Origin of the sequence: Roseibium alexandrii DFL-11, from assembly GCF_000158095.2 — a bacterium.
In the GTDB taxonomy this organism is placed as follows: Bacteria; Pseudomonadota; Alphaproteobacteria; order Rhizobiales; family Stappiaceae; genus Roseibium; species Roseibium alexandrii.
In genome coordinates, this window is the sequence record NZ_CM011002.1 from 4,156,841 (window position 1) to 4,180,284 (window position 23,444).

24 protein-coding genes and 1 tRNA gene are annotated in these 23,444 nt (G+C 56.0%); 9 read left to right on the forward strand and 16 right to left on the reverse strand.

The features are described 5' to 3' along the window. Positions 1-5 precede the first annotated feature (5 nt). Positions 6-2,918 (forward strand): AsmA family protein, encoded by a 2,913-nt coding sequence (locus SADFL11_RS19185; protein WP_008195834.1) that lies wholly within the window; start codon positions 6-8, stop codon positions 2,916-2,918. 44 nt (positions 2,919-2,962) lie between these two features. Here the strand turns inward: SADFL11_RS19185 and SADFL11_RS19190 are convergent, their stop codons facing one another. The 11 genes from SADFL11_RS19190 to phnG all read right to left on the reverse strand — a co-directional run bounded on the left by SADFL11_RS19190 (position 2,963) and on the right by phnG (position 11,082). Continuing rightward, positions 2,963-3,355 (reverse strand): DUF805 domain-containing protein, encoded by a 393-nt coding sequence (locus SADFL11_RS19190; RefSeq protein ID WP_134853087.1) that lies wholly within the window; start codon positions 3,353-3,355, stop codon positions 2,963-2,965. Between the two features lie 87 nt (positions 3,356-3,442). Continuing rightward, entirely contained in the window at positions 3,443-4,006 is a 564-nt protein-coding gene (gene phnN, locus SADFL11_RS19195; RefSeq protein ID WP_008190736.1) for a phosphonate metabolism protein/1,5-bisphosphokinase (PRPP-forming) PhnN, read from the reverse strand. A gap of 7 nt (positions 4,007-4,013) precedes the next feature. After that, the gene (locus SADFL11_RS19200) at positions 4,014-5,171 is read right to left on the reverse strand and encodes an alpha-D-ribose 1-methylphosphonate 5-triphosphate diphosphatase (RefSeq protein WP_008195698.1); all 1,158 of its coding nucleotides are present in this window, start codon (positions 5,169-5,171) and stop codon (positions 4,014-4,016) included. Then, positions 5,168-5,917, reverse strand: coding sequence for a DUF1045 domain-containing protein (locus SADFL11_RS19205; protein ID WP_008191418.1), 750 nt, complete (start codon positions 5,915-5,917; stop codon positions 5,168-5,170). The genes SADFL11_RS19200 and SADFL11_RS19205 overlap by 4 nt, the downstream gene beginning before the upstream one ends. A 105-nt stretch (positions 5,918-6,022) precedes the next feature. Continuing rightward, complete coding sequence (phnL, locus tag SADFL11_RS19210) at positions 6,023-6,727, reverse strand: phosphonate C-P lyase system protein PhnL (protein WP_008192099.1); 705 nt, start codon at positions 6,725-6,727, stop codon at positions 6,023-6,025. A 2-nt stretch (positions 6,728-6,729) separates the two neighbouring features. Continuing rightward, positions 6,730-7,518: a phosphonate C-P lyase system protein PhnK gene (gene phnK / locus SADFL11_RS19215; protein ID WP_040451091.1), complete on the reverse strand. Its 789-nt coding sequence runs from the start codon at positions 7,516-7,518 to the stop codon at positions 6,730-6,732. Continuing rightward, positions 7,515-8,450, reverse strand: coding sequence for an alpha-D-ribose 1-methylphosphonate 5-phosphate C-P-lyase PhnJ (locus SADFL11_RS19220; RefSeq protein WP_008196206.1), 936 nt, complete (start codon positions 8,448-8,450; stop codon positions 7,515-7,517). Before SADFL11_RS19220 ends, phnK begins: the two co-directional genes overlap by 4 nt. Then, complete coding sequence (gene fosX, locus SADFL11_RS19225; RefSeq protein WP_008191860.1) at positions 8,447-8,875, reverse strand: FosX/FosE/FosI family fosfomycin resistance hydrolase; 429 nt, start codon at positions 8,873-8,875, stop codon at positions 8,447-8,449. The genes SADFL11_RS19220 and fosX overlap by 4 nt, the downstream gene beginning before the upstream one ends. Further along, positions 8,872-9,993, reverse strand: a complete 1,122-nt coding sequence (locus SADFL11_RS19230; protein ID WP_008192042.1) for a carbon-phosphorus lyase complex subunit — start codon at positions 9,991-9,993, stop codon at positions 8,872-8,874. Before SADFL11_RS19230 ends, fosX begins: the two co-directional genes overlap by 4 nt. Before the next feature lie 4 nt (positions 9,994-9,997). Next, positions 9,998-10,609 carry a phosphonate C-P lyase system protein PhnH gene (phnH, locus tag SADFL11_RS19235; RefSeq protein WP_040451090.1) on the reverse strand — a complete coding sequence of 204 codons (612 nt, stop codon included), beginning with the start codon at positions 10,607-10,609 and terminating at the stop codon, positions 9,998-10,000. Next, positions 10,609-11,082: a phosphonate C-P lyase system protein PhnG gene (gene phnG, locus SADFL11_RS19240; RefSeq protein ID WP_040451089.1), complete on the reverse strand. Its 474-nt coding sequence runs from the start codon at positions 11,080-11,082 to the stop codon at positions 10,609-10,611. The genes phnH and phnG overlap by 1 nt, the downstream gene beginning before the upstream one ends. A gap of 137 nt (positions 11,083-11,219) precedes the next feature. On the opposite strand from phnG, the gene phnF reads away from it, so the two are divergent. Further along, positions 11,220-11,957 carry a phosphonate metabolism transcriptional regulator PhnF gene (gene phnF / locus SADFL11_RS19245; RefSeq protein WP_008194586.1) on the forward strand — a complete coding sequence of 246 codons (738 nt, stop codon included), beginning with the start codon at positions 11,220-11,222 and terminating at the stop codon, positions 11,955-11,957. Between the two features lie 18 nt (positions 11,958-11,975). Here phnF and SADFL11_RS19250 read toward each other — a convergent pair whose 3' ends face one another. After that, positions 11,976-12,506, reverse strand: coding sequence for a YdcF family protein (locus SADFL11_RS19250; RefSeq protein WP_008190838.1), 531 nt, complete (start codon positions 12,504-12,506; stop codon positions 11,976-11,978). Between the two features lie 243 nt (positions 12,507-12,749). Between SADFL11_RS19250 and SADFL11_RS19255 the strand changes: the two genes are divergently transcribed. Both SADFL11_RS19255 and SADFL11_RS19260 read left to right on the forward strand, forming a co-directional pair. Beyond that, positions 12,750-13,235, forward strand: coding sequence for a peptidase associated/transthyretin-like domain-containing protein (locus SADFL11_RS19255; protein WP_008193431.1), 486 nt, complete (start codon positions 12,750-12,752; stop codon positions 13,233-13,235). Between the two features lie 16 nt (positions 13,236-13,251). Further along, the gene (locus SADFL11_RS19260; RefSeq protein WP_008188945.1) at positions 13,252-13,887 is read left to right on the forward strand and encodes a ferric reductase-like transmembrane domain-containing protein; all 636 of its coding nucleotides are present in this window, start codon (positions 13,252-13,254) and stop codon (positions 13,885-13,887) included. Here the strand turns inward: SADFL11_RS19260 and SADFL11_RS19265 are convergent. Both SADFL11_RS19265 and SADFL11_RS19270 read right to left on the reverse strand, forming a co-directional pair. Continuing rightward, positions 13,880-14,407 (reverse strand): cytochrome b, encoded by a 528-nt coding sequence (locus SADFL11_RS19265; protein WP_008196302.1) that lies wholly within the window; start codon positions 14,405-14,407, stop codon positions 13,880-13,882. The two genes, SADFL11_RS19260 and SADFL11_RS19265, sit on opposite strands and share 8 nt — an antisense overlap. A 125-nt stretch (positions 14,408-14,532) precedes the next feature. Beyond that, positions 14,533-16,098, reverse strand: coding sequence for a CYTH and CHAD domain-containing protein (locus SADFL11_RS19270; protein ID WP_040452623.1), 1,566 nt, complete (start codon positions 16,096-16,098; stop codon positions 14,533-14,535). A 398-nt stretch (positions 16,099-16,496) separates the two neighbouring features. On the opposite strand from SADFL11_RS19270, the gene SADFL11_RS19275 reads away from it, so the two are divergent. Beyond that, positions 16,497-16,581: transfer RNA gene (locus SADFL11_RS19275), tRNA-Leu, on the forward strand. A gap of 160 nt (positions 16,582-16,741) precedes the next feature. Here SADFL11_RS19275 and SADFL11_RS19280 read toward each other — a convergent pair. Both SADFL11_RS19280 and SADFL11_RS19285 read right to left on the reverse strand, forming a co-directional pair. Next, a complete protein-coding gene (locus tag SADFL11_RS19280) occupies positions 16,742-17,377 on the reverse strand; it encodes a hypothetical protein (protein ID WP_008196215.1) in 636 nt (211 codons plus the stop codon). Positions 17,378-17,446: 69 nt separating this feature from the next. Then, a complete protein-coding gene (locus SADFL11_RS19285) occupies positions 17,447-19,558 on the reverse strand; it encodes a cadherin repeat domain-containing protein (protein ID WP_008194006.1) in 2,112 nt (703 codons plus the stop codon). An 803-nt stretch (positions 19,559-20,361) separates the two neighbouring features. On the opposite strand from SADFL11_RS19285, the gene SADFL11_RS19290 reads away from it, so the two are divergent. The 4 genes from SADFL11_RS19290 to SADFL11_RS19305 all read left to right on the forward strand — a co-directional run bounded on the left by SADFL11_RS19290 (position 20,362) and on the right by SADFL11_RS19305 (position 23,405). Further along, a complete protein-coding gene (locus SADFL11_RS19290) occupies positions 20,362-21,882 on the forward strand; it encodes a M10 family metallopeptidase C-terminal domain-containing protein (protein WP_008190811.1) in 1,521 nt (506 codons plus the stop codon). Between the two features lie 151 nt (positions 21,883-22,033). Continuing rightward, entirely contained in the window at positions 22,034-22,612 is a 579-nt protein-coding gene (locus SADFL11_RS19295) for a YqaA family protein (RefSeq protein ID WP_008196442.1), read from the forward strand. Positions 22,613-22,626: 14 nt separating this feature from the next. Further along, positions 22,627-23,151, forward strand: coding sequence for a disulfide bond formation protein B (locus SADFL11_RS19300; protein WP_040451088.1), 525 nt, complete (start codon positions 22,627-22,629; stop codon positions 23,149-23,151). Further along, entirely contained in the window at positions 23,148-23,405 is a 258-nt protein-coding gene (locus SADFL11_RS19305; protein WP_008193340.1) for a hypothetical protein, read from the forward strand. The genes SADFL11_RS19300 and SADFL11_RS19305 overlap by 4 nt, the downstream gene beginning before the upstream one ends. Positions 23,406-23,444: the final 39 nt, after the last annotated feature.

Consider the following 23,444-nt stretch of genomic DNA (forward strand, 5'->3'; position numbering starts at 1 on the left):
TTGATATGCAACGGCTTTTGATCGGTCTGGGCAGCTTCCTGTTTCTGGTTGTCACCGCTCTTCTTGTGGTTCCGTTTTTCCTGCCTAAGGATCAGATCAAGCAGCAGGTGGTCCAACAGATAGACAACCGCTTCGGTTGGCGCGTGCGGCTCGATGGCCCTGTTTCCTTGTCACTCTTTCCCGGCTTTCAGTTGACGGCGGAGGATATTGGTATTTCCGGTGCCGCTGGCGCGGATGGCATTGAGTTCGCCAAAGCAAAACGCATGGACTTCGGTCTCGCCTGGTCCGGTCTGCTGTCGGGCAATGTGAAAGTCACCGGCATCGCGCTCGACGAACCGCTGATTTATCTCGAGAAAAACGCAAACGGCGCCACCAGCTGGGCACCGCGCCGGTCATTGGAAGTTCTGACCGGCGAAGCTGAAGAAACCAGCGCTCCGGAAAGCGCTAAAGCGCAGTCCGCGCCGGACAGCGTTGCAGAGAACAACGCGGGGGATTCCGGCGGTGAGGGATATCTGGAGAGCATTGGTGTCGACAGTCTCCAGATCACCAGCGGTCAGCTGACATACATTGATGCCACGGCAGATCAGAACTTTGTCATTCAGGCCCTCAACCTTTCACTCGCTGCACCGGACTTAACCGGGGATGTCCAGCTTACCTCCGATTTCCAGTTTCAGGACGTTCCTCTTGAGATTTCCGGCACGTTGTCCAACCCTCTGGGATTGGCGTCCGGCGACCAGGTGCCGGTCGATTTGGCTTTGACCTCGTCGGAAAACTCCATCACGCTCAAGGGGACCACGGGGCTGGAGCCAGTGCGTGCTGAACTGGAAATTGCGGCGTCAGGGCCCTCGTTGAAAACCCTGGCCGCGCTGGGCGGTCAGTCGCTGGATGCGGATCCCGGTGCCTTCCAGTTTGATGCAAAGGTGCGGGGCTCTGAAGCAGCCGTTTCAGTGTCAGATCTTCATTTGGTATTGGGCCAGCTTTCCCTTGGCGGTGCGGCCGATGCGGATCTCTCTGGATTGGTTCCGGAAGTCTCCGGCCGGCTTGTCCTGAAAGACGGCTCCATTGCGGACCTGTTGCTTCTCGCCGGTCAGGAGTTGCCGGCAAGCGGGCTGCTGAGCGCAGATCTGGCATTTGAGACGGTTGGCCTGACCGGTGAAGAAATGCTGGCCGGACTGGATGTCAACGGATCGGTCAACATCTCCGAAGGTGAAATTGGCGGATTGGGCCTTGCAGATGCTGTGGGCGGCGACCCGGAAGCCGACCGGATTACCGGACTGTCTCTTGCTCTAGAGATGCAAGGACTTGAAGCCCCACTGTCTGCAAGCGGTGCACTGACCTGGCGCGGAGAAGGGTTCAGTCTGACCGGTGAAGCCGATACGTCCACATTGTTGGCAGGCCAATCCGGCGCAGTTTCTGTTTCCCTTAAGGGCAATCGGTTGAGCGTCGGGTTTGATGGATCAGCTCAACTGCCAAGCACTGTGGATGGCGCTGCTCGGATGCAAACGGCTGACCTTCGAGGTTTGATGGCCTGGATGGGGCAGCCCTTGGCGGCCGGTGGTGGCTTGGGTGCGTTCAGTGCCTCCGGGATTTTCGGTTTTCAAGGCGACACGATTTCGTTCGAGGAAACACGCTTCACGCTGGATGAAACTTCCGGCGAAGCCAATGGCCGCGTGACCCTGGGCGGCAAGCCGACGGTGACGGCACGTCTTGATTTGCGCGAGCTCGTCTTGGACCCTTACCTTGGCGGCGGGTCGACCGGCGGACAACCTGCAGCTCAGTCTGGCAGCGTTAGCGGTTCGGCGCCAGCGGCAACAGCGCCCCCGGTGGCGGGCAAATCCTGGAGCACAGAGCCAATCGATTTTTCGGGCCTGAAAGCCGCGAATGTCGACTTCAAGGCAATTGCAAACGAGATCCGGATGGACAAGATCCGGATTGGACAAAGCGCCCTCTCGGTTGCGATCCAGGACGGCGTCCTGACTGCGGATCTTGAGAAACTGTCGCTTTATGACGGCACAGGCACGGGCTCCGTCAGACTGAATGGCGCCGCTGTTACACCTGAATTGTCGGCAAAGTTTGACCTCTCCGGCCTGAATGCCTATCCGCTTCTTCGGGACGCGGCGGACTTTACCTGGATCGATGGCAAAACGCTGATTGGCCTGAATGTAACAACGTCAGGTGCCAGCGAGCAGCAGATGGTCCAGAACCTCAAAGGCACGGCCAGCTATATGTTTGAAGACGGTGCAATCCGCGGGGTCAATATTCCTCAGATGGTGCGCAACCTCTCTGTTGAGACCTTGCTTGGATGGCAGGCGAGCCCCTCCGAGAAGACGGACTTTTCGTCGCTCGGGGCTTCTTTTCAGATCGAAAACGGAATTGCGACCACCAGTGACCTGTCTCTGATCGGGCCGTTGATCCGCATGAGTGGTGGCGGTACCACGGACATGCCCAATCAACGGCTGTCCTGGCGCGTAGAGCCAAGAATTGTCGCAACATTGGAAGGCCAGGCTCCCATGCCGCGCCCGAAAGGCACCGACAAGAAGATGGCTGGGCTGGGCGTACCGATCGTGGTGGATGGGTCTTGGAGTGATCCGCGCATCTATCCTGACATTGCGGGCATTTTGGAAAATCCGCAGGCGGCCTACGAGCAGTTGGAACAAGTTGGTGGTGAACTGATCTCGATCCTGAAGGGCGAAGCGGATGTTCCGGAGAGTCTGACCGATACCGCCAATCAAGTGATTCAGCGGGCCACAGGCGGCCAAACGCAGATCGACATCGAGAAAGTGATCGAAGGCGACGTTGACGACGAAGAAGTGCTGAAGGCAGTCGAAGAAGGCTTTGGGCTGCCACCCGGCTTGTTGGGCAACGTTTTCGGGCGCCAGAAATCGCAAGAGCCGCAGCAGGGTCAGGGACAAAACTGAACCATTGGGCGGTTTCACGAGTGAAACCTTGCCCGAAATGGTGGCTAAGAGGCGTACTGAAGCGGAGCTTCTCCGTACTGGTTATCGCCTTTGGTTCCTGGTTGAACAAACCAGTAAAGCAGAATCAAAAATCCAACGATCGGGACGAGAATTAAGAGAAACCACCAGCCTGAACGGTCGATGTCATGTAGCCGCCGGACAGCGACGCCGAGACCCGGTAGAAGCAACGCGAGCGAGACCAACATCGACAATGGCTGGCCTGCACCTTCCTCGAAGGCTTGAAATCCGAGAGCCGGAGCAACAACGGCGCCATCGATGATCTGGGATACTATGGATACGATCACCACAAACAGGATCCACCACCAGTATTCGCTTCTGGAAGCGCGGCCGGAAAAGACCGCATATTTGCGAAGAACAGTTTGAACAGCTTCAATCATTTTGCACTCCATCCGTGCTGAAAAAACCCGCGCCGGGTTAAGTGTGCATTTGAAACAAGTTTAAACAAGAAAAATTGTGCCGGAACGTTACAGGCCGAGGGCGCAGAGCATGTCGGCGACGCCTTCCTCCGGAGTGCCAGTGTTTTCTATACGCACCAGATTGTCCACATTGTCCGGTTCCAGGTCAGCCCGTTTCAAACGTGCTTCAATATCCTCGCGGCTTTCCCGGCCCCGGGCGGCCAGGCGTTCTGCCAAGATCTCGACCGGCGCGGTGATCAGAAGGACGATCGCCGTTTCATATTTGTCTGAGGCTTCTTGCAGCACCTTGCGGGAGCCGTTGGCGATGACCGTTTTGCCGTCTCGAATTGCACGGTCATAAGACTGGGGCACAACATACCCCAATCCATGGGCTTCCCATGACAAGGCTACATTGCCGGCTGAGACAAGGGTCTCGAAGTCAGACCGGCTCAGTGTTTCGTGATCTTCAGAACTGGCATCGGCATCCCGAGTGACCGCGCGTCGGGCAAAAACAACGCTGTCATTGTCCTTCACTCGGTCCTTCAAGGCGGCCATGAGCGTGTCCTTGCCGGCCCCGCTCGGGCCGACAACCAAGATCATCCGGCCTGGGCCGACTTTGTCCTGGGCGTGCATTCGGGCGTCAGGCAACACGGCGGCCTTCGCGCCAGACACCGCGCACAATCGGCACATTGCCAACCAGCTTGACCTGAATGAGATCCGCCCGTTTGCCGGGTTCCAGCACACCGCGGTCGGAAAGGCCTATGGCTTTCGCCGGTGTCGACGTTACCGTTGAAACTGCTTTCGGCAGGGTGATGCCATCGATCTCGTCCGCAAGCTGGAACGCCGCCTGCAGCAGCGATGCCGGAATATAGTCCGACGACAGGATATCGAGGTATCCGGCTTCGGCGAGTTCACGGGCCGAAACGTTGCCTGAGTGGGAGCCGCCACGGACCACATTCGGTGCGCCCATCAAAACCGCCATTCCCGCTTCGTGGGAGGCTTTGGCGGCTTCCACTGTAGTCGGGAATTCGGCAATTTTGGTGTTCAGCGAAATCGCTTCATCAACATGGGCAATGGTCGCGTCATCATGGCTGGCAATTGCGATTGTGTTTTTGTCCGCATGTGTGGCAATCGCCTTACGGTTTCCAGGGGTGTTCTTGTCGGCCCTGGCTTTACGCATTTCAATGAATTCGGCCATCTGCTCGTCTGTGAAGCCGCGCTTGCCCTGGTAGTAACTGATGTAGGAATCGAGCGACACGAATTGGCGCTGACCTGGTGTGTGGTCCATCAGGGAGACCAGCCGGACGCGGTCGTCACCATCAAAGTAGTTGTAGGCCCGGATGACATCCGGCGCGGAGACTTCGCAGCGCAGGTGGATGTAGTGATCCGCGCGCAGCCGGTTTTCCTTTTGGCCTGTTTCAATCGCATCCGCGAGGGCCCGCATGTCTGCGACCTTCATGGTGTCGTTGCTGTCGTCATCCTCATCCATGCCGACGCGAAGCGCGTCAAACACGGTCGTGATGCCGGCACAAGCGATCTGGGCATCGTGGGCTTGAACGGCCGCAACCGGGTTCCAGCGGACCTTTGGCCGCGGAGCGTAATGAACTTCCAGGTGATCGGTGTGCAGTTCGATCAAACCCGGCAGAAGGAAGTCGCCTTCACAATCGTGCCCCTCAACCTCTGTTGCTGACCCGATATCGGAAATCAGGCCGTCCTGATCGACGGTCAGAGAGCCGTTGATCACGTCTTCTGCCAGTACCAGCTTGGTATTTTTGAAGAGTTTCGGATGCGTGCTCATGAGACTTCCTCGTTGGAGTTTGCCAGCGTGTTTTCAAGCGCAGTGATAGGGTTCTGCGGGCCCGTTAGTTCAAATATGCGGTGGACGTCAAACGGGGCGCCGCGCTCCGGTTCGACATAAAGACCGAAGTGGCGACAGGTGAATGCCGAATTAGTGACGGCTTCAAAATGCGTTTCCGCGCTCCGTGCCAAGAGCGCAGCTTCCTCCTTGCTCTCCAGCTTGTTGGACAGCGTCATGTGGAAGCGGAACTCGTCGAAGACATATGGATAGCCCCAGGTCTCGACATATCCGTCCTGTTTGGGTGTCAGATTTGCTTGCCGCCGCCGGTCCAGATCCTCGGCGCTCAAAGGCGCGCGGAACGGTTCAAACTGGCGAACACAAAGAGACGCAAAGGCTTCCAGATCTGGCTCCGGCTGAGCCGGTGTCAGCGCCAGAAACTTGCCCAGTTGATTGACACTAAGTTCCTGCAGTTCAAAAGGGGCAACGGTCTCTGCAAATCTGGCACTGGCCGCGATCAAGGCCTCTTCGGTTGCATCTTTCGCAAGCGAGAACGGGGCCTTCAACGTGCCATGAAATCCATAACGCCGGGGGCTGGTTGTCAGATCTTCGAAGCGAGCGGCGTCCAGGCCCGGAATGGACGGTTGCTGCAGGAGTGATCCCGTGAAGGGATCACGGCCCAACCAGGTGTTGCCCAGCTGTATGAGCGGTGCGTCAGCGTCGGCTGCGAAATAGATGGCGTAGCGCATGGAAATTATCGCGATTTAGGAGATCGGACTTGGCCGAGGCAAAGTCCATACCGGGGAGCGGTGACTGTTCTGTGACATACCACCGCTCCCGGCAAGTTATTTCGTTTAAGCAGCCACGTCGGCGCTAAAACCGGTGACGTCGATGATCCGGTCGGCGATTTCCTGCCGGACATCCTCATCGTGCAAGATTCCCACCATGGCAACGCCTTTGGCTTTCTTCTCTTCCACCAGGCGGACGACAACCGCGCGGTTCGCGGCATCCAGCGAGGCGGTGGGTTCATCCAGGAGAAGGATCGGGTAGTGCGCGATGAAACCGCGGGCAATGTTCACCCGTTGTTGTTCGCCGCCGGAAAAGGTTGCCGGTGGGAGCTTCCAGAGCCGCTCAGGGACATTCAACCGGGAGAGAAGACTGCGTGCCGTCTCGAGCCCTTCTGCTTCAGTTGTGCCTTGGGCAACCAGCGGTTCGGCAACCACTTCCTCGGCAGACACGCGTGGGATCGTGCGCAGGAACTGGCTGACATAACCGATTGTGTTTTCCCGCAGCCGTAGAACTTGGCGCGGCTCCGCATCTGCAATGTTGATGATCTCATCGCCAACATTCACCAGGATCTGACCCTGATCACAGCGGTAGTTGCCGTAGATCATTTTCAAGATTGAGCTCTTGCCAGCCCCGGATGGCCCTCCAAGGACCACGCATTCGCCGGCCTCGACAGAAAACTCGACGTTTTCGACAACCGGGATCACCGTGCCGCCCTGAAGGTGCATGGTGAAGGACTTGCCGACACTGTTCAGATAAAGACGCACTGGCATGATCAGACCTGCAAAATGGAGGAGACAAGCAACTGGGTGTAAGGCTCGCGCGGATCGTCCAAAACCTGATCGGTCAAACCGGCTTCAATCACCCGGCCGTGGCGCATCACCATGATCCGGTGTGACAGCAGGCGGGCAACCGCCAGATCGTGGGTGACGATCACAACCGACAGACCGAGATCAGCGACTAGACGGCGCAGAAGATCGAGCAGACGCGCCTGAACCGAAACGTCCAGACCGCCGGTCGGTTCGTCCATGAAGACCAGCCGCGGATGAGTTACAAGATTTCTGGCAATCTGCAACCGCTGGCGCATGCCGCCTGAGAACGAACGCGGATCATCGTCGATCCGGTCACTGGCGATCTCAACCCGGCCCAGCCAATCATCCGCGGTTTCGCGGATCTTCCCGTAGTGCCGGTCTCCGACTGCCATTAGCCGTTCACCGACATTAGCGCCGGCCGAGACGTTCATGCGCAGGCCGTCCGCAGCATTCTGATGAACAAATCCCCAGTCAGTGCGCATCAGCAAGCGGCGCTCGGCTTCTGACAGCTGATAGAGATTGCGCATTGACCCATCGCGCATGCGGTATTCGATTGCACCCGCAGTCGGTGCGAGGCGTGTCGACAGGCAATTCAGAAGGGTGGTTTTGCCTGAACCGCTTTCCCCGACAATGGCGAGCACTTCGCCGGGCCAAAGATCGAAGGAGACGTCGGTACATCCGATGCGGTCGCCGTAATAGCGGGTCACGTTATGGACCTGCAGAAGCGGGTCGTCAGCTCGAAACACGTTCATCGGGACGCCTCCTCTGCGTTAGTGCCGTGTCCACCGATGTGCTGGGACGCTGGGTTTGCAGCCATCGGTCCGACATGTCCTGCGGTGCGCCGTTCTTCGCAATAATCGCTGTCGGAGCAGACAAACATGCGTCCGCCTTTGTCATCGAGAATGACCTCGTCCAGATAGACATGCTCTGCGCCGCACAGTCCGCACGGCTTGTCGAACTTCTGGACCTCGAACGGATAGTCCTCAAAGTCGAGGCTTTTCACCTTTGTGTAGGGCGGGATCGCGTAGATGCGTTTTTCCCGGCCCGCGCCATAGAGCTGTAATGCGGCCATTTCGTCGATCTTCGGATTGTCGAATTTCGGCGTCGGAGAGGGGTCCATCACATACCTGTCATTGACCATCACCGGATAGGCGTATGTGGTGGCGATATGACCGTTTTTCGCAATATCCTCGTAGAGCTTCACGTGCATGAGGCCGTAGTCTTCGAGGGCATGCATCTTGCGGGTTTCCGTTTCCCGCGGCTCCAGAAACCGGAGCGGTTCAGGGATCGGGACCTGGAACACAAGGACCTGGTCCTCGCGCAGTTCCTTTTCCGGGATCCTGTGGCGGGTCTGGATGACGGTTGCCTCGGACGTTTCGTAAGTCGTCCGTACGTTTGCCGTCTTTTCGAAGAACCCGCGCAATGAAACCGCGTTGGTTGTATCGTCAGAGCCTTGGTCGATCATCTTCAGGCAATCATCCTTGCCAAGGATCGAGGCCGTGACCTGAACCCCGCCAGTGCCCCAGCCGTAGGGCATAGGCATTTCGCGCGAGGCAAACGGCACCTGGTATCCTGGGATCGCGATGCCCTTCAGGATCGCGCGGCGGATCATACGTTTGGTTTGTTCATCGAGATAGGCGAAATTGTATTCACCCTGATCGAAAATCTGAGCCGTGGCGTTCATTGTGAGGCCCTCCGTTCATCGAGAATTTTGCGATAGCTTTCGAGCCGCATTTCCAGTGTGCCGGTGTGCAGTTCGAACAAATGATTGTCGGTGTCGTAGAAATAGATGGACCGGCCTTCGCCTTCGACGCGGTCGCGCGGCGGCTTGAATTCAAGGCCGAGCGATTGGATCGCAGCGAGTCGGGCCTCAAAGTCCTGTTCTTCGATCTTGAAGGCAACGTGATTGTAGGTGCGCTCGGAAAGCGGCGCGCCTTTCATGATCGCGATCCAGACAGCACCGACCAGGAAGAACCTTTCCTCCGACAAGGAGAAGGTGTCCTGGCCGCTGTCGTAGACTTCTTCTGCTTTCAAGACATCCGTCAGGATCCGGGTCATCTTTTCCAGATCACTGACGATGAAAGTCATATGGCTGAGGCCACTGCTCATTCCGCAGCCTCTTTGGCAGTGGTTTCGGCTTCTTCGCGCGCCCGTTTTTCGAACCACTCCCCGCGCATGCGGCGCACCAGATCGAGTTCTGCCTGGAAGTCGACATAGTGCGGCAGCTTGAGGTGTTCGACGAAACCGGTCGCCTGAATGTTGTCGGAATGGGAGAGAACAAATTCACCGTCCTGGGCCGGGGCAACCTGTTCTTCGCCGAGTTCTTCCCAGCGCAGAGATCGATCGACCATGGCCATGGACATGGCTTTGCGTTCGACTTGTCCGAAAACGAGGCCGTAACCGCGCGTAAAGGCGGGCGGAGCCTTTGCCGATCCAGCAAACTGGTTGATCATCTGGCACTCAGTCACCTTGATCGTGCCAAGCGTGACAGCAAAGCCGAGTTCTTCCGCGAAAAACTCCACTTCGACCTCACCGTACCGAATTTCACCGGCAAAAGGGTGCGTGCGGCCGTAACCGCGCTGCGTGGAGTAGGCGAGCGCGAGCAAGAAACCCTCGTCACCCCGTGCAAGGTTTTGCAGACGCAAATCCCGGTCTGCCGGAAAAGATAGCGGGTCGCGGGTGAGATCGCCCACCGGCGCGTTTTCGTCAGCCGCCGGATCCGGCTCGATCAGGCCTTCATCTCCAAGGAGATCGGTGACGCGCGGCATCGGTTCGTCTTCGACTGGAGCCGTTTCCGCCTCAAAGTTCCCGCCTTCGTCTTCGGCGGCAAGAGCAAAATCCAGAAGCCGGTGGCTGTAGTCAAAGGTCGGGCCGAGCATCTGGCCGCCTGGCAAGTCCTTGTAGGTTGCCGAGATCCGGCGTTCGACAAGCATCTTGGCCGTGTCGACAGGCTGGCTGTAGCCGAACCGTGGCAGCGTCGTCCTGTAGGCACGCATCAGGAAAGCGGCCTCGATCAGGTCGCCGCGCGATTGCTTGATTGCAAGAGCAGCGAGCGTTTCATCGTAGAGCGAACCCTCTCCCATTACCCGCGCCACCGCGTGTGACAGCTGTTCGGCGATTTGCTCCAGTGTCAGCGCGGGAACGGAGGTGTCACCGCGGCGCCGCTTGGCGGTTAGCTTGTGGGCATTGCGGATGGCCTTTTCGCCACCCTTTACAGCAACATACATGGGCTCAGGCCTCCTTTAGAGTGACTGAGGTGGAGCGGGGAAGGGCTGCAATGGTGTCTTTGCCTGCGAAGATCAGATCAACCCCGCGTGGGAACTGGGCGTTGTTGGAAATGACCTGATCCCAGAACACTTGCGGCACTGGATCTGTTTCAAAAGTCTGCGTGTCTTTTATGCCGGGTCCTTCGAGCACAACACCGTCTGTGTTGTTCAGGTTTTGGCATGTCAGGATGAGTGTCGTGGACGTGTCCGGATACTCGGCCGAGCCCTGATTGAAGCTTGCAAGCGGCAGCATGTTGGCCGGATCTGCGATCAGGGCAAAGGCTGCCTCGACAGGTTCGTTGACAATTGGTGCGCCCGTGTGAAAGCGAAGGAAGGCCTTTACGCTCTCGGATTGTGCAAGCTGTTTGTCGAGCCAGACAGGTGTGTCATAGTCGAACAGGGTGAGGGCGATGGCCGCGGCTTCTGGTGTCAGCGGTGTTGGTGGTGTGAGATGGGTTTGACCAAGGACCTGAAGCGTTCCCGGTCTCGCCATAGCGTTCATAATGGTCCGGAAACACCCTTGTGCGTCGTGAACAGGATCAGCAAATCCGGCAGCAAGTGCAGTAGTTGCGGTCATCAGTTGTCTCCCCGCACCATCGTGAAGAAATTGACCCGCGTTGCTTCGGTTTCCTTGCGGACGGTGGTTTTGCGCTCTGTCTGGCTGTTCGACAGTGGGCCGAGGATGTCCGTCTCGATTTGTGCCCGCGTCGCACCGCGCTGCCATAGGGCATCAATGACGGCCGATTGCAGAGCCTTGGTTTTGTCGCGGCCAAGTGCGTAGGCGCTGCCGGTTTCTCCGCTGTCGAGGCGGATAACGCAGCGGGTCACGGTCACTTCTCCAAGGTTGAACGGGCTGCCGGTTCCGCCCATGCGGCCGCGGACCATCACCAGGCCCGTTTCCGGCTGGCGGACCAATTCGTAAGCCGGCGGCGCCAGGGAGTTGAATTTTTCATCCAATGCATCAGCTGGGGCCTGAGCGAGAATGGTAAGGTTCTTTTGCCGAGCGGCTTGGTCGCCAGCAATTGTGGAAGACGGTGTGGTCTCGGTCATGAGCACGCCTTTGTGTTGGTGGCCCGCTATTTGGGAGTTCGAGGCCTGTGCGTGAGCGGGTTGTAGACTCAATTTGTCTATTTGTATAGACAAATAAACTTATTGACTCTTGGGTATCGAAATTTGATGACGGGCGCATGACAGGACAAAGCAAACTGGACCGGGCTGCAGGCATTGCCGTATGGCGCCAGATCATGGAAATGCTGAAGGGCGAAATCGCCGCCGGCGGCTACGAAAAAGGCAGCCGACTTCCGCCGGAATCCGAGATAGCGTCCCGGTTCGGAGTGAACCGGCATACGGTCCGCCGGGCCATTGCTGCGTTAACGGCAGAGGGGCTTCTGCGCGCCGATCAAGGCCGTGGAACGTTTGTGGCGAGTGCTCCGCTCAGCTACCCCATCAATGCCCGGACACGGTTTTCGGAGATTGTCTCCGGCCAGGACCGATCGCCAAGTGGCCGCTTGATTGGATCAGAAATCGAAGATGCGGATGCGCTGCTGGCACAGCACCTGGAGGTTCCGTTGGGAACACCATTGATCCGTCTCAAGACCTTACGTGTCGCCGACAGTGTGCCAATGATGGTGGGAACCAGTTGGCTTGAGCAGGCCCGGGTTCCGAATCTGGTAGCCGATTACGCGGAATGCGGCACCATTACCGAAGCTTTGCGCCGGGGCGGCATCAAGGACTACAGCCGGCGGGAAAGCCGGATTTCTGCGGAATTGGTCGATACCGAAGATGCGCAGCAGCTTGGCATCGCTTTGGGCCACCCGGTTGTGGTCATTGAAAGTGTCAATGTCGATCCCGATGGCCGTCCGCTGCAGTACACCCGCACGCGTGCTGCCGCTGACAGGATCCAACTGGTCGTGAATGGGGAATGATGTAGGCGGCTGACTGGATCAAATTCCAGACCGCTTCCGTATCGCGCGCAGTTTGACCGAATAGAGCGGATAAGCGACTGTCTCGCGAAGACAGGCGTAGAGCCATTTGTTGAGTGGTGTGTTTGAAACGGAGCGCCCAGGGCCAGAACCTGTCGCTGAAAATCCGAGCGTTTGGAAACACAAAACTGCCCGGGGCAGATGATACCGGTCAGAGACGATCAGAGTGTTTTCGAGTTTCTCCCGTCTTAAGATCCGCGCGGAAAAGACAGCATTCTCCAAGGTGTTGCGTGACCGGGTCTCGGTGCGGATCGCGCTTTGCGGAACACCCAAAGCGATCAGCTCGCGTTTCATGACCTCAGCTTCCGCAGGAGGGTGGTTTCCGAGGCCGCCACATCCAACGATGATTGGTGCAGCACCTGCATGATAGAGTGCAGCGGCATGTTCGATCCTTCTGAGCAGTGTCGGGCTGGGGCGCCCGCCTGTCCAGACCGCAGCTCCGAGCAGGACAATTGCGTCGGCCGGCCTCTGTGGATATTTCCTCGATTGCATCCTTGTTTGACTACCTTGGTCGCAAACTTAGGGCAAATTTGTATGAGGTCAGTCTGCTCACGCTCTTTCGTCTCTTGAATATATAGGTACTGTTCGGCTTATCGCTCACGAAACCGTGAGGCTCAAGAATGGCTCAAGTCTTGGCCTTGGCCTCGGAAATGTCCCGATCTGCATTATATCCTCGGGTAATGCGCTGCAACAAAGTGCAGCGTCCGACTCTTTCTGACCGATAGGAGGATATTCATGGCAGCCAATTTCTCCCGCCGGACCGTTCTTGCAGCAGGCGGTGCAGCACTGGTGACCGGTGCTTCCGGACTGATTGTTCCTGCGCAAGCAAAAGGTGTTGCTCCGACACCGTCTATGCGTGGCGGCGCCAACAACTACCGGCCTGGCGCGCCGATCGTGGACCGGATTGGCAGCGGCGGTTTCTGGATGACGGGGACTGTGCGCAGGGCAGGGGACGGCGCGCCATTGGCTGGACAACGGATCCAGATTTGGGCTCATACGACAGAAGGACATGAACGTGATCCGGAGAGCCACGGCGCTACTCTAACCGACGAGAATGGCGTGTTCCGGCTCGAAATGCCCCAGATTGTGCCCGCCTTTGGCCAGCCGCACGGGCACCTAGCCCATGACAGCGGCGACTTTGAAACAGTGTTTTTGCGCCCTGTCATGCCCAGTTCTCAAGACAAGAGCCTTGAAGCACATTTTGTTTTGAACCCGGCATAAGCAGGCCGCGTTTGGAATGAAACCTTTTCAAAAGGCCGTTCTTTGGGGCCTCATCAGCGCAGTTGTGATTGCTCCGCTGCTTGCGGCCGCTTCGAGCCCTTTGCTGGCATGGCGTGATCCCGTTTACATTGCCTCCGGTTTTGCCGGGATCCTGGCGATGGCGTTGCTGGTTTTGCAGCCGCTCTTGGCGGGCGGATTGTTGCCGGGAGTGTCACTTGCAAAGAGCAGGGCAGTCCATCGCTGGGCCGGGACGTTGCTGGTCTTGATGGTGGTCCTTCACGTTGGTGGATTGTGGGTTACCAGCCCGCCGGATGTCGTCGATGCGCTTTTGTTCAGATCCCCAACTCCCTTTTCCGCATGGGGTGTCATCGCCATGTGGTGTATCTTCGCTGCCGGACTCGTTGCGGTGCTGCGGCGGCGCCTTCGCTGGCGTCCGAAAACCTGGCAGAAGATCCATTCAACACTTGCATTGGGTGTTGTGATAGGCGGTGCGGCCCACGCGTTCCTGATTGAGGGGACCATGGAGCCCGTCACCAAGGCAGTCCTGTGTGTTGCCGCGGTTGTCGTCACCCTCAAGGCAATCCGGGATCTCAGGATCTGGTCGGGGCGCGCGATTGCCAATCCCAACACACGGACCGGAAGCGTCAGATGATCCGGTAAAGCGTGTCGTCCTTGCGGATTACATGATGCATCAGGACCGCGCCGATATGGACTGTGAACAATCCAAGCAGTATCCAGGCGCTCCATTCGTGAACCGCCGAAAACACTGGGGCAATATCAGGGCTTTTCCCAATCGGGCTCCACACCTCTAAAATGCCGAACCACTTCAGCGGAAAACCATGCGCATTGGTGGCCAGAAATCCTGAGACCGGCATAATGATCAAAAACAGATACAAGAGACCGTGAACCGCTTCGGCGGCATACCTCTCAAGCGGGGGAGCCTCGTGGCGCGGCGGTCTGTTCATCCAGCGGTTTCCAACCCGGATCAGCATGAGCCACAAGACGAGAAATCCGATGCTTTCGTGCAGAAGATAAAAATCGAGCACGACATCTTTCTTGGCAAACCCAATCATCAGCCCCAACGGCCAGGTCAACAGCACAAGCAGCCCGATTGCCCAATGCAGCAACCTGGAGGGAGCCGCATAGCGGTTTTGGGTGCCGATGGCTGCCATGTCTCATAAATCCCGAGTTTTGAAAGTGCCTATCAAGTCTGGTGTTTGCATATCAGGCCGGATGCAAAACAATTGTGATAGACAACACGTTCATGGGACATGCTCGCCGGTATGACGTTGATGCCTCACGACCAGAACTTCGGCACATCCTTGGTCGCATCCCAATAGCCCCGGGCGTGCTGCCACATGGCTTGGCTCTGTGCTTCATGCCAGCCGATCGTGAACCCAATGGCTTGTCCGGCGGTCAACGCATTCTTGCCTGTCACATTGCTCATCTCGGGGAGACGTTCTGCCATCGCGACATCATTCAAATAGCCGAAGATATCCTGCAGGCGTTTCATCCGCTTGAGCAGCGGTTTGACGGCATCTTTCGGGTAAAGGCTCCCGAAAAACTCAATGCCATACCGCAGTTTCTTCATGGCCTTGCGCATCTCGTGACGCTCCGGAATGGTCAACTCGTCCAGGCGCTTTCCATATTTGTTGACTTTCTTCCACTGTTTGGCGAGGGCTTGAGCCGCAAAATCCTCGATCGGCTGCGCCAGAAGGCTGCTCTGGTCAAAGTTCTCCGGGTCGAGCCACCCCCGGCCTTCCGTGTATGCCGCCTGATCGAGCAGGAACGCGTTCACCTCTGCGGATTTTAGATGCGTCACCAGTGCGGTGCGGGTGTCCTTGCCGCGGGATGCATGAAGATCGGCGAGCAGGGCCTCAAAAGAAATGCTTTCCGGTGCTTTGTCCACGACCGGCTCGACGATCTCGTCAATCAGAACATCGAAATCGCGCAAGGCACCGGCCTCAGCCGCGACGGTTCTGGCCAGCTGGTCCAGCGGGGTCATGGTCGCCGGATTGAGAGCTGGCTTGAACAGCCGGAATGCACTGCGGAGCCGGCGCAGGCCAACCCTCAGCTGATGCGGCCCTTCCGGGTTTTCACTGGCGAGAACTGCTAGGCGGTTTTCTGCAATCTGAGTGAGACAGGAGCGCAGCACATCTCGGAAGGCATGTTCCACGGTGATGCCTTGCTCAAACACCACGTTTTCAGCGAAGAAGGGAACGGCTTTTCCGTCCGGTTGGCCCTCGGCGAACCGGTAGCCGCGTTCGGCCTTGCTGTAGGGTGAAAAACGGAACGGCACATCATTTAGAAGCTGTTTGGCAACCTCGAAGAGTGCGGCGCTTGGCCCGGCCTTCAATTCCATCTCCAGCTCCACCAGCGGATGGCTTTCCGGCCCGGCCAGAATGTTGCCAGTGTCGAAGGCAAGTTCGATATGGGCGCCATCGGTCTCCCGGGTCAACTGGCGCGTTGTGCGCTTCATGACCGTCTCAAAGCACTCAGATACGCTGGCGTCGCCGATCGTCTCGACAAGTTTTGCGCGCACGTCAGCATCTTCAATGACGGACAAATCAAGTGCGCGTCCGGAAACAGGATGTTCGGCTTCGATCGGGGAAGACAGGCCGCCCATCACGCCGGTTCCAAGCTTTGCGGTTTGCACCCAGCTGCGGCCGGATTTGCGCACTCGCAAGGAGATCTTGGCCTGGCGAAGGGCCTGATCCGGCGTGTCGAAATAAATGGACTGCAGGGTCTTGGTGACCGGTCGGGAGGCGGCAAAATCCTTGAGCGCGCCAGACCGTTTGATTTCGTCCTGCGCTGCCGGGTCCAGTTCGAGTTTGAGTTCGATTTCACGTGCTGATTTGGTCATGGTGAAGATGTATCGAAAGGCAAAAAGCTTGTCTAGAAAAAGCGCACAATTTGCACCTTTCTTCGCCGGCAAAATTTCTTGAATTTGGTCAAGCGCCTGCAATCAGCGCGTTGACCTGCGCAATGATGGATCACCTTGCGGCCCAAGATTGCGGTGTGGGCGCCAGAGCCAGAGCCTGTGCTTGTGTCTGCCTCCGTTTCGGATCTCTGATCAAGCGGGTCCAGTGCTTTTTCGCTTCAGATCTAAAGTTCAAACGGTGCAATGATGCAGCGGCTGGTCAGGTCAATGCTGACCTCAGACAGCCCTTCTAATTGATCGTGGATAGTTTGCGGATTTGAGGTGCATCTCTGCTTGCATCGGCACGGGGGCGGTGATATTCACCCTCCTCGGTGTCAGTTGCCCCTCTGGCGGAACTGGTAGACGCGCGGGATTCAAAATCCCGTTCCTTCGGGAGTGCCGGTTCGATTCCGGCGGGGGGCACCACTTTTTTCTCGTTTTCTTTCCTTTATTCGGCCGCTGCCTTCAGGCAGATGGAAACGTTTGAGCGGTATCGAAACCGAATTCGAATTTCCATACCAGCTGCAAAGAAAAAGGCCCTGAACATGTCAGAGCCTTTCTCGTCCGTTTAGTGGGTTGGTTTCAACTACGCTGTAAATCCAACCAACTCTACATTGTCCACGGCGATGCCACCGACAATGTCGACATTTGTAAACCAGCCATACCGGTTGCCACCGACTTCGGCTGGAATTGTGTCCGTTGCGCTGTTGCGAACTTCATTGAACAGCCAGTTACCGTCGGCATCGAAGATGCTCATGGCTACGTTCAAGGTCCCATCCTCACCTTCGAAGAAGAGATGTTCTAGCGTGTACCAACCGGAAGTATCAATCACGGCGTGATTAATGGTCTCCAAGTCTTCGCGTGGGTCGAAATTCGTATTGTTGCTCGCACCTACCAACAACTCTCCTGTGCTGGTATCCTTGGTGAAATGGAAGATGAAATCCCGTTGGTGATTTCCATCGGACCCATTGGCTGCGACCGAATAGTCGAATCCTTCACCCGACGCCCAATTGGTATCTAAGTAGATGTCGACTGTTGTTTTGAAGCCGTCTTCGAAGGTATCTCGATAACCATCAAATCTAGTGAAGGGGCCTGTTTCGCTGCCCGGTGTTCCTGCCTGAGTGACAATGGCGTGTGCAGACCCTGATGCGGATACAATACCGCCTTGGCCCGATGGTGCGGTTACGATATTGCCGTAACCTGCCACATCATCTGTATCCAAAATTCCAGCTGTGTCAGATTCGAAACCTTGTGAAAAGCGGCTGACAAAGCTGCTTGTGTCCCTGGTTTGCTAGGTTTCTGTTGTGCCACCGACAAAGACGAAGTTTTCAACGTTTACAACTGTATCCGTGCCATCTGTACCGACATTGTCTACGACGACAATAGAGCCATCCGCTTGCCGGGTCAGCGTAAAGTTTTCGGAACCTCCGCTGAAGATGGCTGAATCGATGCCGTCTCCGCCATCAATTCGATCATCTCCGGCCAGGCCAATCAGAATATCGTTCCCGTCGCCACCATTGAGAGTATCGTTTCCTTCCTTACCATTCAGCTGATCGCTGGAAGATGTCCCAGTGATGATCGTATCCACTGTGCCTTGGTTGGCAGACTTCTCGCCTTGGAATTCGGCGACAACGTCTGTCGTATTCGGGAACGTGATGCCATACGAAGAGCCGTCGATGTTCGTTTCTGTGACGCCGTCGATGTTGAACAGTTTCCATGAGGAAACCGCGCCGGAGAGATCTAGGCCGGTGATCGACAAGCCGTCGAGTTCGCCAAAATTGAAAATGCCGATCGGGTTCTTGTGATATTCGCCGCTGACGGTCACACCGTTGAAGGTCACAGTTCCGATGTCCGGAGAGTTTGCCGGAGCTGGATTTGCTGAGTTGGGAGCATTCAACCCGCCGATCAGTTCGATCGCATTGTCTGGTCGAGATCCGATCGCTGAACCACCGGATTGCCCTACGAGACCAATGTTTTCAAATGTGGCATTTCCGTTGAAGCCGAACAACTTGATATGAGCAGTATTCCCGCCGCCATCTCCATTGTCTGAAAGCGTCGAATTACTGACAACTAATGCGCCCATGGCCAGAAGATTTGTCGGGTCCGCATTATCGGTCGAGAAGATGCCGCGGTCAGTGAACCCATTGATTTCACCATTGGTAAAGGTCAACGTCCCGATGTTCGCGCCCGGAGTGACATCGATGCCTCTCGTGCTGGTGCCGTTGCCGACAAGATCCAACCCGTCGAGGGTCACGTCACCGTCCACACCGGTCGCAAAGGTAACCGCCACGCCGGATGCCGGGGCGATGTTGACATCCCCGCCGTTTAACGCCTTGATCGTGATTGCTTTGTCGATGACAAGATTTTCAGCGTATGTTCCCGCTGCCACATAGATAGTGTCACCTGCGTTGGCAGCATCAATCGCAGCCTGGATCGTTCCACCATTCACTTCTGATGCGTCCTCAACGGTGACTGCGATTACTGCCGTTGAAGTGTTTCCGCTGGCGTCCTGAGCCTGAACCTCGACCTCATAGACGTTGTTGGAGCCTGCATCTTGCGGGTTTTCGAAATCAGCAGCAGACGCGAATGATAGGGCGCCGGTATTGGAATTAATCTGAAACAGTGCCTGGTCATCGCCTCCAACGATTGAAAATGTCGATGCCTCGTTAGCTGTTATCGTGCCTACGTCGGTTTCGTTTTCATTGATCTCGAAAGTTGGTGAAGACGTGATCGTGGGCGGAGTGGTATCTGGCGTTACGCCGCCACCGCCGCCTCCAGCACCTGGTGCATCCGGATCTGCAGGGGAGTCGTCTGGGCTGTCGTTTGGCGTTCCGTCATTGCTGGGTTGGTCGATGGGGTCCCCGGATGTATTTTGTGCACCGGACCGGCTTTCATCAAACCCGAACAGGAGCCAGTGCTCATAGCCGCTGGAGAATGTTCCGTTGGCGATTGCGTCTGCGATGTCTGGATTTGCGGCTAGGTATGCTGCTTCGTCGAAGCCTTCGCTCGTTTGCGAGGCGACGGACGCATTTGGCGACCGGCCTTCGCTGGCGCCGTGATTGATGAAGTGCAGGAATGGACTAATGCCGGACGCTGCAACGTCCGGGTTCTGTTCCAGGTAATAGGTGGGATTGAAGATTGCGTTCGGACTGCGACCTTCCGTTTCACCAAATTGGTTGAAGTGGTTGAGCGGATTGATGCCGGCGGCGGCAACGTCGGGGTTTTGTTCCAGATAGAACGATGTGTCGAAATATGGGTTTGGATCTCGGCCTTCTGAAAAACCAAACTGATTGAAGTGTTGCTCAGCGCTCTCAAACAAACCTGCTTCAATCGCAGCAGCAACATCAGGATTTTGGGATAGATAAAAGTCAGAGTCGAATGATGATGTAATAGAAAAAGCCATGAATACCCCCTACTAGCTTTCGCTTGACTAAAAAACTCGGGTTCAAACGGGATGGTTGCAGGCTTGAATTATTAAATTTTTTATTAAAATTATCAATATATTAATTAACACGGTAATTACTGGTATTTTGTTGATGGAAATTAAGCTATTGAAACTATTGATAAAATTGCTCTTCTTCGCGTAAATTAATTTACTGTAAAGGTTAACGGCGAGCAACTTTGACGCGCAAAATGGAAAAAAATAGGTCCTATTATGTCACTAGTGCCAATAGTCGTGCGCTGATTGAAGTGTTCATCAAAATACTAAGGTTTCTTCTGTAATTTGTGAGCCGGTGAACAAGCGGCTATCCCTGGCTGTCTGAGTTGGCTGCCTGCAATCAGCTGATTGATTTCGACAGATTGGGCAATGTGCCGAGCGCTGAAATCCTTGGACCTTGCGATGCGAATGTCCCGTTGATGAATGAAGCTTTGGCTTTCGTCTGATGTTGCAGCCGGGTTCTGTCGAACCCAACCACCTCGCCTACCAGTTAACATCCAAGCATTCTCGCGCTGGCCGCCGCTGCCGTCCGGTTCATATGCCTAAGCAATTGTTAATGTAAATAACGAAAATTTAGTATTAATTTCAAGTTAATTGCATGTTCAAAAAATATTAATGACGATCAAACAAACCAAAAATACTGAGTGTTCGATTTAATAATTTTTACCACCTGCCGCGCATACTGCCCTCACAAGCAAATAACAAGCTAATGCGTCAAACATTCAAATAAACAGGGGCGGTGTATTCATTTCACCGAATGAAAACCTATGTGCGGACTTTGTCACAGTGCTCTTTGTGACGGGCTTGAGCATGCCCAAGACGGTACATTTGCCGCCGCTGCAGCATCCGGACCCGGTGGCACCACTTCCCTCAATTATATAATCGGGCAGTTGAACCGCGGTGATTACAGCTGGGGTGGCATTGCTGTTGTGACTTATTCTTTCGCCAAGGTTCTTCCAAGCTATGCGAAGGGCCTGGACGAGTACGACGGGTTCAACAGTTTCAATAGCCAGCAGATGGATATGGCGCGACTGGCTCTTGAGACATGGTCAGATGTCGCCGACATTACCTTTCAGGAAAGCAATTCGTATTTCGCGCCGATCCGGTTTGCCAACTCTGATACGTTGGCGGACTATTCGGCGGCCCATGCGTACCTGCCGGGCTTTTCCTCTTGGGCCGGTGATGTGTGGGTGAACAGCGACTACGCATACAATACGTCTCCGGAAATCGGGAACTATGGGTACAAAGTCCTGGTTCACGAGATCGGCCACGCGATCGGCCAGCCACACCCGGGTGACTACAACGCCAGCGGCGGAAAGCTGAGCTATCAAAACAACGCCGCCTATGCCGAAGACAGTGCTCAATATTCGATCATGTCATATTGGGATGAGAGCCATACCGGTGCTGATTTCGGAGATGCTTTTGCCCAGACCCCGATGCTTCACGATATCTTGGCTATCCAGGCAAAGTACGGCGTGAACATGTCGACGCGGACTGATGACACAGTTTACGGGTTTAACTCCAACACAGAGTCACCGATCTATGATTTCAGTCAGAACACAGCGCCGGTCTTTTCGATCTGGGACGCAGGTGGAATAGATACGATCGATTTCTCTGGCTATTTCGTCGATACGGTCATCAATCTGAATGAAGGTGGCTTCTCAAGCGCTGCCGGCCTTACCAACAATATCTCGATCGCCTATGGCGCTGTCATTGAAAACGCAATCGGTGGCGCGGGAGATGATGTCGTCATCGGTAACCAGTGGGACAATCTGGTCGACGCCGGCGCTGGAAGTGACGTGTTCGTCCTTAACCAAAGTAGTTCGTCAGCAGACACCTACGTCTTTGACAATGGTGAGACAATTGTGTTCAGCGATCACGGTACGGACCGGCTGACCAATGTCGAAATCATTTTTTATGCCGATGCTGAGCTCGATGTTATCGCGCAAACGCAGGTGTCTATCCTAGAGTATGCCGCGAGTTATGAGGATGTCGAAGAGGCATTCGGCACGGATGAAGAGGCACTCTTTGACCACTTTGTCGAGTTCGGTTTAACCGAAGGCCGGACGATCGATTTCTCCGCGCTTGATTACATTGCCTCGCATGAGGATTTGATCGAGGTCTTCGGGGCAGATGCTGAAGCGGGCGCCCGGCATTACATTGAGTTCGGCCGCGCTGAAAACCGGGAAATCACCTTTGACAGCGCGGCGTTCCTGGAGGCAAACCCCGAGTTGGTTCCGCTTCAGGGACAGGAGATCAATGCAGCGAAAATGTTCATAGAGCTGTAATCACCAGACTGGTGCCGCGATTGGTATTCGTTGAGATCCGAAACGCAGCTTGCACCATTTCGGTACTGGTTTGTTTACCCTTGGTTTCGAACCCTTCGCGGGCCGAATTTCGTTAGGTGACTTTTTGCGTTGCAGCAGGTATGGAGGCGATATGATCAGACGCCTCTATGACTGGACCTTGTCCCTTGCTGCCGGACCTCGCGCACCTACAGCGCTCGGGTCGGTTTCGTTTGTCGAAAGCTCGTTCTTTCCGATCCCGCCGGACATCTTGTTGATCCCGATGGTCATCGCCCGGCGCGAGAAGGCCTGGTGGTATGCGTTGCTGTGCACGCTGACCTCTGTGGCCGGCGGCGTGTTCGGCTATTTCATCGGAATGTTCCTGTTTGAACAGGTCGCACAGCCGGTGCTCGCGTTCTATGGCAAACTCCACTACGTTGAGGAATTTCGCCATATCTTTGCCGAGTGGGGCTGGTGGTTCGTGTTCATCGCCGGTGTGACCCCGTTTCCCTACAAGGTGATTACGATCGCTTCAGGAGCGGCCGGGTTAAGTCTGCCGATCTTTATTCTTGCGAGCATTGTTTCCCGGGGGATCCGGTTCTTCATTGTGGCCGGGCTCTTGTATTTCTTCGGCCCGCCCATCAAGGACTTTATCGAGAAACGCCTCAGTCTTATGTTCACCCTGTTCGTGGTGCTTCTGGTCGGCGGTTTTGCCGCGCTGAAGTTTATCTAAGCAAAGGGGATCCGATGTCCGCTGAAAAATTGGCTCAGTCGTTGACACTCCTTTTATTGGCCGGTGGCGTTGTGGTGATTGGAACGGCTTGGGGATATCAGGTGCTCGGCGGGTATGTCCCCTGCAAGCTGTGTTTGGAGCAGCGAATTCCTTATTATATCGGGTTGCCTATGGCTCTTGTTGCATTGGGTGCCCTGGTGTCAGGTCGCAAAGGGATTGCCGCGATCCTGTTGCTGGTAGTCGCGGCAGTGTTCGCCTATGGGGCTGGTCTCGGGATTTATCAGGCCGGGGCGGAATGGCAGTTCTGGGATGGGCCAAATGATTGCGGCGGCGGCACTGCGGCTCCGGCATCTGCTGCCAACATGCTGCAAGCCTTGCAATCGACCCGGGTTGTCAGCTGCACGGAAGCAAGCTGGAGGATGTTGGGCCTGTCCTTTGCAGGGTGGAATGCTGTCGCATCTGCCGGGTTGGCCGGCCTTGGAGTTCTTGCCGCCGGGATTTTGAAATTCCGGCGTAGCATGGCAAAGTCACCAGCATGAGCACATCAAAACACAAGGCCGATCAGGAAAGGCGCGACGAGGCGCTGAGAGCGATTGATCGCGCGCAGGTTGAAAGTGAAACGGTCGTTGGCTCGACCTTTGTCCGCATGGCCGATCGGGCACGCAGTCACATGAGCGCGGCCGATAAGGATGCCGATGACCACATCGAAGTCTGGGGCACGCGCATCGGCCGGTCGCTTGGGTTGATATTTGCAATTGGTCTGGTGATTTACCTTGCCGTTACCTACCTTTAGGTAATCTTCCAACTGAGTTGGGAGGCTCGCGAAAAAGGA

Bases quoted from the DNA above. Each gene is read 5' to 3' on its own strand.
- SADFL11_RS19190 (WP_134853087.1), bottom strand. From the start codon at position 3,355: ATGATTGAAGCTGTTCAAACTGTTCTTCGCAAATATGCGGTCTTTTCC.
- SADFL11_RS19255 (WP_008193431.1), top strand. From the start codon at position 12,750: ATGGCAGCCAATTTCTCCCGCCGGACCGTTCTTGCAGCAGGCGGTGCA.
- phnK (WP_040451091.1), bottom strand. From the start codon at position 7,518: ATGAACGTGTTTCGAGCTGACGACCCGCTTCTGCAGGTCCATAACGTG.
- SADFL11_RS19200 (WP_008195698.1), bottom strand. From the start codon at position 5,171: ATGAGCACGCATCCGAAACTCTTCAAAAATACCAAGCTGGTACTGGCA.
- SADFL11_RS19250 (WP_008190838.1), bottom strand. From the start codon at position 12,506: ATGCAATCGAGGAAATATCCACAGAGGCCGGCCGACGCAATTGTCCTG.
- phnN (WP_008190736.1), bottom strand. From the start codon at position 4,006: ATGCACGCCCAGGACAAAGTCGGCCCAGGCCGGATGATCTTGGTTGTC.
- phnH (WP_040451090.1), bottom strand. From the start codon at position 10,609: ATGACCGCAACTACTGCACTTGCTGCCGGATTTGCTGATCCTGTTCAC.
- SADFL11_RS19270 (WP_040452623.1), bottom strand. From the start codon at position 16,098: ATGACCAAATCAGCACGTGAAATCGAACTCAAACTCGAACTGGACCCG.
- SADFL11_RS19285 (WP_008194006.1), bottom strand. From the start codon at position 19,558: ATGGCTTTTTCTATTACATCATCATTCGACTCTGACTTTTATCTATCC.
- SADFL11_RS19305 (WP_008193340.1), top strand. From the start codon at position 23,148: ATGAGCACATCAAAACACAAGGCCGATCAGGAAAGGCGCGACGAGGCG.
- phnL (WP_008192099.1), bottom strand. From the start codon at position 6,727: ATGCCAGTGCGTCTTTATCTGAACAGTGTCGGCAAGTCCTTCACCATG.
- SADFL11_RS19260 (WP_008188945.1), top strand. From the start codon at position 13,252: ATGAAACCTTTTCAAAAGGCCGTTCTTTGGGGCCTCATCAGCGCAGTT.
- SADFL11_RS19185 (WP_008195834.1), top strand. From the start codon at position 6: ATGCAACGGCTTTTGATCGGTCTGGGCAGCTTCCTGTTTCTGGTTGTC.
- SADFL11_RS19220 (WP_008196206.1), bottom strand. From the start codon at position 8,450: ATGAACGCCACGGCTCAGATTTTCGATCAGGGTGAATACAATTTCGCC.
- SADFL11_RS19265 (WP_008196302.1), bottom strand. From the start codon at position 14,407: ATGGCAGCCATCGGCACCCAAAACCGCTATGCGGCTCCCTCCAGGTTG.
- SADFL11_RS19230 (WP_008192042.1), bottom strand. From the start codon at position 9,993: ATGTATGTTGCTGTAAAGGGTGGCGAAAAGGCCATCCGCAATGCCCAC.
- phnG (WP_040451089.1), bottom strand. From the start codon at position 11,082: ATGACCGAGACCACACCGTCTTCCACAATTGCTGGCGACCAAGCCGCT.
- SADFL11_RS19295 (WP_008196442.1), top strand. From the start codon at position 22,034: ATGATCAGACGCCTCTATGACTGGACCTTGTCCCTTGCTGCCGGACCT.
- phnF (WP_008194586.1), top strand. From the start codon at position 11,220: ATGACAGGACAAAGCAAACTGGACCGGGCTGCAGGCATTGCCGTATGG.
- fosX (WP_008191860.1), bottom strand. From the start codon at position 8,875: ATGAGCAGTGGCCTCAGCCATATGACTTTCATCGTCAGTGATCTGGAA.
- SADFL11_RS19205 (WP_008191418.1), bottom strand. From the start codon at position 5,917: ATGCGCTACGCCATCTATTTCGCAGCCGACGCTGACGCACCGCTCATA.
- SADFL11_RS19300 (WP_040451088.1), top strand. From the start codon at position 22,627: ATGTCCGCTGAAAAATTGGCTCAGTCGTTGACACTCCTTTTATTGGCC.
- SADFL11_RS19290 (WP_008190811.1), top strand. From the start codon at position 20,362: ATGTGCGGACTTTGTCACAGTGCTCTTTGTGACGGGCTTGAGCATGCC.